This window comes from Moorena sp. SIO1F2 (assembly GCF_010672755.1).
GTDB lineage: Bacteria > Cyanobacteriota > Cyanobacteriia > Cyanobacteriales > Coleofasciculaceae > Moorena.
In genome coordinates this window covers 1-5175 of sequence record NZ_JAAHFV010000419.1, presented here as the reverse complement: position 1 = coordinate 5175, position 5175 = coordinate 1, and the positions used below count along the sequence as shown (strand labels likewise).

At 44.5% G+C, this 5175-nt stretch carries 6 protein-coding genes; 3 read left to right on the top strand and 3 right to left on the bottom strand.

What is annotated here, in order from left to right:
• Both F6J94_RS29835 and fghA read right to left on the bottom strand, forming a co-directional pair.
• The coding region (locus tag F6J94_RS29835) for a Clp protease N-terminal domain-containing protein (protein WP_293046943.1) at window positions 1-437 on the bottom strand (437 nt) is incomplete at its 3' end.
• Between the two features lie 323 nt (window positions 438-760).
• The gene (gene fghA / locus F6J94_RS29830; protein WP_293046939.1) at window positions 761-1612 is read right to left on the bottom strand and encodes an S-formylglutathione hydrolase; all 852 of its coding nucleotides are present in this window, start codon (window positions 1610-1612) and stop codon (window positions 761-763) included.
• A 140-nt stretch (window positions 1613-1752) separates the two neighbouring features.
• Between fghA and F6J94_RS29825 the strand changes: the two genes are divergently transcribed.
• Together F6J94_RS29825 and F6J94_RS29820 are read left to right on the top strand one after the other, a co-directional pair.
• Window positions 1753-2025 (top strand): glutaredoxin family protein, encoded by a 273-nt coding sequence (locus F6J94_RS29825; RefSeq protein ID WP_293046936.1) that lies wholly within the window; start codon window positions 1753-1755, stop codon window positions 2023-2025.
• Between the two features lie 107 nt (window positions 2026-2132).
• On the top strand, window positions 2133-3653 hold the full coding sequence (locus tag F6J94_RS29820; RefSeq protein WP_293046932.1) for a UDP-N-acetylmuramoyl-L-alanyl-D-glutamate--2,6-diaminopimelate ligase: 1521 nt from the start codon (window positions 2133-2135) through the stop codon (window positions 3651-3653).
• A 57-nt stretch (window positions 3654-3710) separates the two neighbouring features.
• Here the strand turns inward: F6J94_RS29820 and F6J94_RS29815 are convergent, their stop codons facing one another.
• Window positions 3711-3836 carry a ribbon-helix-helix protein, CopG family gene (locus F6J94_RS29815; protein ID WP_293046929.1) on the bottom strand — a complete coding sequence of 42 codons (126 nt, stop codon included), beginning with the start codon at window positions 3834-3836 and terminating at the stop codon, window positions 3711-3713.
• A gap of 87 nt (window positions 3837-3923) precedes the next feature.
• Between F6J94_RS29815 and F6J94_RS29810 the strand changes: the two genes are divergently transcribed.
• Window positions 3924-5111: a transposase gene (locus F6J94_RS29810; protein ID WP_293046926.1), complete on the top strand. Its 1188-nt coding sequence runs from the start codon at window positions 3924-3926 to the stop codon at window positions 5109-5111.
• Window positions 5112-5175 lie beyond the last annotated feature (64 nt).

Here is a 5175-nt window from a genome sequence, read left to right as displayed (position 1 = left end):
CGAATGTCAGCAATGGTAAGTTTAAGCCTATTTTCATCTAGTTTAAACTCCTGGAATAATGACTTACCAAAGCGGTCATCTTTCAGATAAGCCAGGATCAGATGCTCAATGGAGATATAATCGTCTTGGTATTCTTTACGATAGGACTCTGCTCGGTCTAGCAAGCTATTCATGCTGCGTCCTAGGTAAACGGAGTCGCTATTACCAGAAACCTTAGGTTGTTTTTTGATAAAGGATTCCGTTGCTTCCCTTACCCCTGGCACAGAGACTTCCGCTTTGTTCAGAATACTGGTAGCGAGTCGATCTTGATCCAGCATCGCCTTCATCAAGTGTTCGGTTTCGATTTGTTGTTGCCGTGCGGCTTTAGCAACATCTTGGGTTTGTGCGATCGCTTCCCAGGCTTTTTCGGTAAACTGGTTAGGGTTACTTGGTTGCATCTCTAATCACTCATTCCTCTAACTGTTCACAATTCTAAAAAACCCAGTGCGATCGCATAGATCGGTCTTCACGTCTTCTTTTTGGGATATTGCCGTCCTCAAAGCCAGGTAATACCAATTCTTAAAAGTAGGACGTAAGCTATCAGCTATCAGCCATTAGCTGATAGCTGATAGCTTAACTTCCGGTTCATAGCTTAACTTCCGGTTAATTGTCTTCCAGTTAATTCTTAAGTGGTTAATCTTAAGTGGTTAATTGCCAATTTTACATTTTCCATTTTCAATCCTTGACTTTTTCAGCAACCTTGGGATTATCTCAATTTTGTTCAATCCAACAAAGCCTCAGCATGATGGCTGATATGGTCTTTTATAAAGGTGGCGATAAAGTAGTAACCATGGTTATAGCCGACCTGGAGACGGAAAGTCAGGGGCTGATCTGCTTTTTCACAAGCCTTCTCAAACACCTCAGGGAGCAACTGCTGCTTCTCGTAAAAGGGGTCAGCGGTGCCTTGGTCAATCAAAATTGTATGGTTATAGTTGGCTGTCAGCACCAGTTCGCTGGCATCGTAAGCTCGCCATTGCTCTTGGTCTGTCCCGAGGTAATTGGTGAATGCCTTCTGACCCCAGGCGCTGCGCATGGGAGCAGCAATGGGAGCAAAAGCAGAAACAGATAGGTACTGCTTGGGGTTCCTTAAGGCACAAATTAATGCGCCATGACCACCCATAGAATGACCAAATATACCTTGTTTCTCAACTTGCGCGGGGAAATTTTGGGCAATTACCTCCGGTAACTCGTGGACAACGTAGCTATACATTTGGTAGTGAGCTGACCAAGGTTCAAGGGTGGCATCTACATAAAAACCGGCACCAGAACCCAAGTCCCACTCATCGTCCTCACCTGCAATTCCTGTATTCCGAGGGCTGGTATCTGGAGCGACCAGCATCAATCCATGCTTAGCAGCAAATCGCTGAGCACCTGATTTTACCATAAAGTTCTCTTCTGTGCAAGTCAGACCTGACAGGTAATATAGAACTGGAACGGATTGGACTTTCGCCTGAGGGGGTTGGTATACGGAAAACCCCATCTGTGTCCTACAATTCTGAGAGTGATGAGTGTAAAAACCTACTGTACCGCCAAAGCAACGGTTTTCTGAGACGAGGCGAAGGTCTGTGGACATGGGGCTGGTTCAAATGGACGTACCATGAAGGCGAATGTAGCTGTCCAGCATTTTAGCGTTTCTTCAGGTATGTTTGCCGAAGCTGCTCTTAACTTTATTAAACTATCGTCTAAATTAACAATTTTCAACTAACTTGCCTGATGGAATTAATTCTTTACAGTAAACCCGGTTGCCATCTTTGTGAGGGATTACTTGAAAAGCTAGAGATGATTGAAGGCTTAAACTTTAAGCTAGAGGTTCGAGACATTACGAGTCGAGAGGATTGGTTCCAATCCTATCAGTATGAGGTGCCAGTACTATGTATTAACCACTGTAGTCAGGAAAAGCTCCTGCCTCGCCCCTCTCCTCGTGCTAGCGTTGAACAATTGCAGCGAATGTTACGGAAATATTTCCCTGTTAGTGAGTCAAAATAGGCGATACATCAGGTTGACGGTTTGACGGTTGACGGTTTGATGGTTGACAGTTGACTGGTGGCTGTGATGATTCGGTAGATCTTATAGTGTCGTTTGGTGCGATAAATATGAAGCTAAGGGAATTATTAGCCAAAATTGCCAATAGTGTGAAAATGCCTAGCTCCGAGGGTCTTGATTTGGTCGTTACAGGCATCTGTACCAATTCCCACGCCTGCCAACCGGGGGATTTATTCATCGGGATGCCAGGCACTAGGGTAGATGGTGGAGAGTTCTGGGAAAGTGCGATCGCATCTGGGGCAGTGGCAGCGATAATTTCTCCCCAAGCGGCTGCCAAACACCCCCCCAAGGAACTTTCACCAGAAACAGGAGTTTGTGTAATTGCCGCCGATGACATGACCACCGTGTCTGCTCAAACTGCAGCAGCCTTCTACGACTACCCAGCACAGCAGCTAAGACTGATTGGAGTCACTGGTACCAATGGCAAAACTACCACTACCCATCTGATTGAATTTCTGCTCGCTCGTAGCTCTAGTCCTATCCCCACAGCACTTTTGGGTACCCTCTATGCCCGTTGGCCAGGTTTTGAGCAAACAGCAAGCTACACTACACCATTTGCTGTTGAATTGCAACAACAGCTCCAGTTAGCGGTCAAAGCAGGTGCGCAAATGGCAGTGATGGAAGTTAGTTCACACGCCTTAGCCCAAGGTCGAATCCAGGGCTGTCCGTTTGAGGTGGCGGTGTTTACCAATCTCACCCAAGACCATTTGGACTACCACCAGAACATGGATGATTACTTCAGCGCTAAAGCTAAGCTGTTTAGTGCTGACTATCTCAAAGGTAGGGCAATTATTAATGCTGATGACTCCTATGGAGAGCGGTTAATCCAACAGTTACCAACTGAGCAAGTCTGGAGCTATAGTATCCAAAACCCATCCGCTGATTTCTGGACGAAGGACTTAAGCTATGAGCCAACAGGGGTTAGAGGAATTATGCATACTCCAGTAGGAGAGGTTAGCTTTAATTCGCCCCTAGTGGGTCAATACAATCTGTCTAACTTGCTCGCAGCAGTAGGAACAGTTTTAGAGCTGGGTTTGGATTTAGAATCAGTAGCAGCAGCCTTGGCTCAATTTCCAGGAGTGCCAGGGCGGATGGAACGGGTGCAAATTCAACCGGAACAGGATATTAGTGTAATTGTCGATTATGCCCACACCCCAGATAGTTTAGAAAACTTACTCAGGGCATCACGACCCTTTATTGAAGGCAAGATGATTTGTGTATTTGGCTGTGGTGGTGATCGCGATCGCACCAAGCGTCCTAAGATGGGGAAAATAGCGGCTGAGTTAGCTGATGTTGCTGTAGTAACTTCGGATAACCCTCGCACCGAAGACCCAGAAAGCATCTTAGATGATGTTTTAGAGGGGATTCCTAAATCAGTGGAACCAATGGTAATTTGCGATCGCGCTACCGCCATTCGGACTGCCATCTTGCAAGCAAAACCGGGGGATGGAGTGTTAATTGCTGGTAAGGGTCACGAAGATTATCAAATTCTGGGTACTGAAAAAATCCACTTCGATGACCGAGAGCAAGCCCGAGATGCTTTGATGAGTAGGCTACAGGTTATAGGTTAGCTGTCCGGTAAAAGAAGCCCCACATCTCAATCCGTAAGGATGAGTGTGGGATGAATTTTACACAGAGTCTTCTGGGATAGGGAAGCGAGCTATCAAACTTCTTATTAATTCAGATGAGGTCATGCCCCGTTTATCTGCTTCTTGCTGTAACTGCCTTTTCTCGAAGTCTGTAATTCTAATCACTAGTTTTTTATCTTGTATTTTAGATTGACACTTGTTAATACACTTGCTATTATATTAATAGGTCGGTAAACAAGATGGCAACTATAAATGAGGACAGCGTACCAGTACAAAATTAAACCAACGAAAGCGCAGAAAGACGTGATAGATAATTGGCTGTCAATGCTCTGCGCCCAGTATAACTATTTGTTAGCAGATCGGTTTAACTGGTACGAAGCAAATCGTTGTCCTGTAAATGCCTGTCCACTTGTCTGTCACCTTCCAGAATTAAGAAATAATCCTAACTATTACAGCCAAAAAAAGACTTTACCAAACCTAAAGAAAGCTCGTCCCTGGTACAAGCAGATTCACTCTCAAGTACTTCAGGATGTTGTCAAGAGAGTAAAGCTGTCTTTTGATCGGTTTATAAAAGGAGACAGTAATGGAAGACGAAGTGGGCGACCTAGATTTAAAAAGCTGCACCGTTACCGTACTTTTACCTATCCTCAAATGAAAGAAGGATGCCTGGAGGGGGATTTAATCAATCTACCTAAAATAGGCAAGGTAAAGGTGGTACTCCATCGCCCTATACCTTCTGGGTTCAAGATAAAAACAGCCTCTATTACCAAAAAGTGTGATGGCTATTATCTGGTTTTATCCTTGGAGGACAAGACAGTCCCCGAAGTTAAACCAGATATCAATCCGAACTCAATAATTGGGATTGATGTTGGCCTTAAGGATTTCTTGACAACTTCTGAAGGTGAAACTGTCGAAATTCCTCAGTACTATCGCGCATGTCAAAAGCGCCTAAAGGTAATCCAAAAACGAGTATCTCGACGTAAAAAGGGAGGTAAGAATAGACTTAAGGCTATTAAGCAACTCGGTAAGCAACACAAAAAGGTAGCAGACAAGCGGAAAGATTTTCACTTCAAGACCGCAAATTATCTGTTATCAAAATACGATGTTGTTGCTCATGAGAAATTAAACGTAAAGGGACTGACTAAGTCCCGATTGGCTAAATCTGTGTTAGATGCGGGCTGGTCAAGCTTCCTTACAATTCTTACAAGCAAAGCCGTTCGCGTAGCGTGGCCTACGGCCTTAAATGCTGGTTTGTTGGCAGTTGCAGTAAGTCCCAATAATACTTCACAGAATTGCTCCAATTGTGGAAAAAAAGTTCCTAAAAAACTGCATATTCGCTGGCATGATTGCCCTCATTGCGGATGCAGTCTTGACCGCGATCATAATGCGGCAATAAATATAAAAAATAGAGCGGCAGGGTTTGAAGTTACCGTAAGATAGTGGAGCCTTAATCAAAAAGTTTTAACCCTTTTATGCATAGCCGACTAACCATAAAGGCTCCACT

What these genes read in the sequence shown, in the direction of transcription:
- F6J94_RS29810 (WP_293046926.1), top strand. Translation starts at nt 3,924, where the DNA reads ATGAGGACAGCGTACCAGTACAAAATTAAACCAACGAAAGCGCAGAAA.
- F6J94_RS29820 (WP_293046932.1), top strand. Translation starts at nt 2,133, where the DNA reads ATGAAGCTAAGGGAATTATTAGCCAAAATTGCCAATAGTGTGAAAATG.
- F6J94_RS29825 (WP_293046936.1), top strand. Translation starts at nt 1,753, where the DNA reads ATGGAATTAATTCTTTACAGTAAACCCGGTTGCCATCTTTGTGAGGGA.
- fghA (WP_293046939.1), bottom strand. Translation starts at nt 1,612, where the DNA reads ATGTCCACAGACCTTCGCCTCGTCTCAGAAAACCGTTGCTTTGGCGGT.